This is a genomic window from Mesorhizobium sp. M1A.F.Ca.IN.020.06.1.1 (assembly GCF_004023265.1).
GTDB lineage: Bacteria > Pseudomonadota > Alphaproteobacteria > Rhizobiales > Rhizobiaceae > Mesorhizobium.
Genome location: NZ_RZSR01000630.1, coordinates 1 through 3,587, shown reverse-complemented (window position 1 = coordinate 3,587; position 3,587 = coordinate 1). Strand labels below are relative to the sequence as shown.

The window sequence follows — 3,587 nt, the reverse complement described above, 5'->3', positions numbered from 1 at the left end:
CCTTCATGCGAGCCTCCCAGACATATCAAGCAAAATCAGACACTTACACGTCCAACCCTCTTGGCACCGGCGGCAGCCTCCTGGAAAAACGATGTGCAGACAAAGATTTAACCGCCTCCTGGAGGCGGTACCTTTATCTTGCCTTACGCGCCCAGCCCCGCCAGACGCGCCCCCGTCCGCCCATGGCTAACGCACCGGCTCCTTCGGCTGCGCGCCGTCCTTGCCGAGCGGCACGAAGAGATCGCCGTTTCGCACGCCTGAGTGAACACCGTCATGAATGAAGAACAGCGACCGTCCGAGAGGAGCGATTTGCGCCTTTGGAGCGACAGATTGGCTTTCGAACGCCTCGATGTCGGCCGCCGAAACTCCGGCCGCCTTGAGTTGGTCGAGGTACTCGACGGTCTCTTCTGGCAGCGGTTTGCCACGCTTCAAATGCTCGTCGTAGCGCTCGGGACCGGCATTGTAGGCGCCAAACAGGCCAGGAAATCCGAAGCGGTCATACATGGCGCTGAGATAGGCCGTGCCGGCCAGGATATTGTCGCGCGGATCGTGGGGGTTAGGCCCAAGGCCGTGTTCGACCCGCATCTCCTCATAGGTGCCGGGCATCACCTGCATGAGGCCCATGGCGCCAGCGGGGGAGGTGATGGGGCGGCCGCCGCGCATTGTCTTGCCGCCGCTTTCGGCAGCCATGACGGCATAGATCCAGGCTTGGGGAATATGGAAGCGCCGGCTTGCTTCCGATACCAACGTCTGCCACTTTCGCAGCTGCGGACTTTGGGAGATGGCGACCGGCTCAGCGCCGGTCGAGGCGGAACAGGCGCATGGCGCAATGGCGATCATGCCCAACAAGAGGAGGGTCACTCGGTCCATAGCGGTACGAGCCTCCCGATGACATTTTGAGTGGGAACAGGCCCGAAATAGCGGCTGTCGAAGGAGCGGTTTTTGTCGCTGCCGAGCAGGAAAACCTCGTTATCCCCGAGCGCTCGGCAGCCGTTCCACCATGGCAAAGGTCGGCCTTCGGCGTCGATTTTGAGCCGGCGCGCGACGATGTCGCCGCCGATGATGATGGCGTCATTGAAGGCGCAGACATTATCGTCCGGCAGCGCTGCAAGACGTTTTGCCAGCGGCACATTGCGAGGCAGATAGCTGCGCTCGGCGGCGAGATACGCCGCGTATTCAGGCGGGCGCACGAGCACGAGATCGCCACGCGCCAGCGCTCCCGCAGCGATGCGGTAAAGGCCGATCGGCGCGCTGGCCGAGGCGTTCCAGACCAGCCAAGGGGTGGGCTTTCCCAGCGCCGTGAAGCCCAAAAGACCGAGACCGGCCGCGGCCAAGGCGACCGTCTTACGGGCTCGAACACGCCTCAGGCGGCTGCCGATCAGATGGATGGAAGGGCGCCGCCTCATGAACGGCCTCCCGTGCCGCCCTGGCCGGAACCGGCCTTGCCATCGCCGGCGGTGGAGTGCTGCGGGTGTCCTTTCGACCAATGGTCGAGTTCGTCGATGTGATAGCGGACATAGCGGCCGTGCTTGCGGAATTTCGGGCCGCCGCCCTTGAGCCGCATCTTTTCGAGCGTGCGCTGGGAGAGCCCGATATAGAAGGCGGCTTGGGCTGTGCTGAGAAACGGGCTGCCCTTTTTCGCGCGGGCCGCGCGTTCGTTTTCGTCGTCCATGATGATCCTCGTTTCGCTTCGGACAAGCGAGGGCGAGGATGGGCGAGGGAGATCGTCTCGGGGACGGGCGAAGAGTCGGGGGAGAGTTTTCGCCGCCCTTTAGGGCGGACGGGGTTTGGGTGGAACTCCTGGGAATGAGCCCCGCGCCGGGGCTGCGGCGCGAGGCTCTATCTCGGCCGGTCAGTCGGCCGGGTTCCAGATGATGGCGTAGGTGTCGTGATCGTCCTGGCCGGCGGCGCGGCCGAGATTGGCGTAGAGCTTGCGCGGTCCGAACTCCGGCGCTGCAATCGACAGGCTCACATAATCCTTGCCGGAAGTCTCGCCGGTGCGGATCCAGCCGGCGCCAACTTCGACTCCTTGCGTAAGCACCCGGAAGTCGGGATGGTTGTCGGCGCTCTTGGCCTGGTTGGGGACGATATCGATGTCGGCGCGGACGCTGAGCGTCTTGAGCTGGCCCTTGTAGGCGCCGTTTTCCTGCTTGTTGACGTAACCGATCGCGGTCATTTCGAAGTCTCCTTTTGTGGTTTCGCCGGGGACCATCCCCTGCGATGGCGCACCGTAATGGGCGCGTCAGGACCGCCTGAATCCGACAGGGCCGCAGCGACAGCGAAGGATCCGAGCGGGCAGCTTTTTTGTGAGCGAAGCGGCGCGAGGAAGCCGCCGCAGGCGGCGGGGAAAAAAGCTGATGGCGAGGGTTTCGGGCGGCCGGACCCGCCCATAGGTCGACAAGCCAGCCGCAGGGATGGTCCTTGGAGAGAGCATGGAGACCGCTCGCCAAGTGCGGTCTTTCAGCCAAGCAGGACGCCGGGATGAAACGGCCTGCAAAGATGCTGCGCCCTTATGCCGGATCGAGATCGTGCCAGCGGGTCGGGCGCCAGAGCAGACATCCGGCATGGTGCGATCTATGAAAGCAGGGCTCGCCAGCGGGAATTTGATACGCGAAGGGGCCAAAGCAAGGCTGGATGAGAAGCCGGTGCTACCTGCAGGTCCAGTGTCATGTGGCGGCGCTCGGGAAACCGCTACGCAACGTGACGCGCTCTTATGAGGCGAACAGACCGGCCCCAAAACCGATCGACCGGTGGTCGGCGCGAAACGCGTCATGCCTGTCCGAAAGCTGACAGTGGCAGAAGACGCATGTCGGGTTCCGCACAATTGACCATGCTGGATTTGTGAGGTTTTCAGGGAGAGCCATGCGTTCACTACCCAGTGAGCTTTGGCACGGCATTTGCACTTGAGATGTGGCAACACGGATCGAAGGTTGACTGCATGCACAAGCGCGAGATGAGCAATGCTCTCCTTTCCTGGAGGCTTGGCAGCAGATTCGATTGTGACGTTGCGAGGAGCTTCAGCCGCTCGCGGCGGAAGTGATCTCAAATCTGAAGGCACCGTTGGGGCCGCAGCCATCAAACACATCTTTCTCTTTTTCGCAGCTCGTCATCAACGCGATGCGGACTTCTTCGCGTCGACGGCGGCCGAAGGTGGAGAAGGGCTCGACTTGCAAAAAGGAGTTGTCAATGACGTCTTACGTTCGCACCAACAGCCCGGCGCAGGTGCGCTCACTGTCCACCTTTGGCAAGCATCTGCAAAGGAGCGTGCTGACGGCGACGCTGCTTGCCGCGGCTTCGACGGGAAGTGAAGCGCAGCCCTATGTTCGTGCTGACGGCAGCACGACTGACGACTTGGAAGCGGCGCGCGCAAGTTGGCGTCATGACGCCGAATTCAATGGAAATGTGGGGCTCGCAGCCATCAACGCGGATGCGCGTATGCGTTGGGTTCCACCGGGGAGGGGGCCAGAGCTCCTCGCCTGCCCTCGTCCGTCTTGACGAGTGCCCGCTTACAGCCTACCTCACTATCGCGTTAGCACTCGTCCATCGCGAGTGCTAACAAAAACCCCTCAACATCCGCACCAGGGAAA

At 62.5% G+C, this 3,587-nt stretch carries 5 protein-coding genes; 1 reads left to right on the top strand and 4 read right to left on the bottom strand.

Features of this window, described 5'->3' with window-relative positions:
- Positions 1 to 186: 186 nt before the first annotated feature.
- The 4 genes from EOA60_RS23835 to EOA60_RS23820 form a co-directional block, all read right to left on the bottom strand.
- On the bottom strand, positions 187 to 870 hold the full coding sequence (locus EOA60_RS23835; protein WP_024505647.1) for a lytic transglycosylase domain-containing protein: 684 nt from the start codon (positions 868 to 870) through the stop codon (positions 187 to 189).
- Positions 858 to 1,406 (bottom strand): S26 family signal peptidase, encoded by a 549-nt coding sequence (locus EOA60_RS23830; protein ID WP_029354919.1) that lies wholly within the window; start codon positions 1,404 to 1,406, stop codon positions 858 to 860. The genes EOA60_RS23835 and EOA60_RS23830 overlap by 13 nt, the downstream gene beginning before the upstream one ends.
- The gene (locus EOA60_RS23825; RefSeq protein ID WP_029354917.1) at positions 1,403 to 1,672 is read right to left on the bottom strand and encodes a helix-turn-helix domain-containing protein; all 270 of its coding nucleotides are present in this window, start codon (positions 1,670 to 1,672) and stop codon (positions 1,403 to 1,405) included. Before EOA60_RS23825 ends, EOA60_RS23830 begins: the two co-directional genes overlap by 4 nt.
- Before the next feature lie 180 nt (positions 1,673 to 1,852).
- Positions 1,853 to 2,176 (bottom strand): DUF736 domain-containing protein, encoded by a 324-nt coding sequence (locus EOA60_RS23820; protein ID WP_029354915.1) that lies wholly within the window; start codon positions 2,174 to 2,176, stop codon positions 1,853 to 1,855.
- 784 nt (positions 2,177 to 2,960) lie between these two features.
- Between EOA60_RS23820 and EOA60_RS23815 the strand changes: the two genes are divergently transcribed.
- A complete protein-coding gene (locus tag EOA60_RS23815; protein WP_126038541.1) occupies positions 2,961 to 3,308 on the top strand; it encodes a hypothetical protein in 348 nt (115 codons plus the stop codon).
- Positions 3,309 to 3,587: the final 279 nt, after the last annotated feature.

Bases quoted from the DNA above. Each gene is read 5' to 3' on its own strand.
- EOA60_RS23830 (WP_029354919.1), bottom strand. From the start codon at position 1,406: ATGAGGCGGCGCCCTTCCATCCATCTGATCGGCAGCCGCCTGAGGCGT.
- EOA60_RS23820 (WP_029354915.1), bottom strand. From the start codon at position 2,176: ATGACCGCGATCGGTTACGTCAACAAGCAGGAAAACGGCGCCTACAAG.
- EOA60_RS23825 (WP_029354917.1), bottom strand. From the start codon at position 1,672: ATGGACGACGAAAACGAACGCGCGGCCCGCGCGAAAAAGGGCAGCCCG.
- EOA60_RS23835 (WP_024505647.1), bottom strand. From the start codon at position 870: ATGGACCGAGTGACCCTCCTCTTGTTGGGCATGATCGCCATTGCGCCA.
- EOA60_RS23815 (WP_126038541.1), top strand. From the start codon at position 2,961: ATGCTCTCCTTTCCTGGAGGCTTGGCAGCAGATTCGATTGTGACGTTG.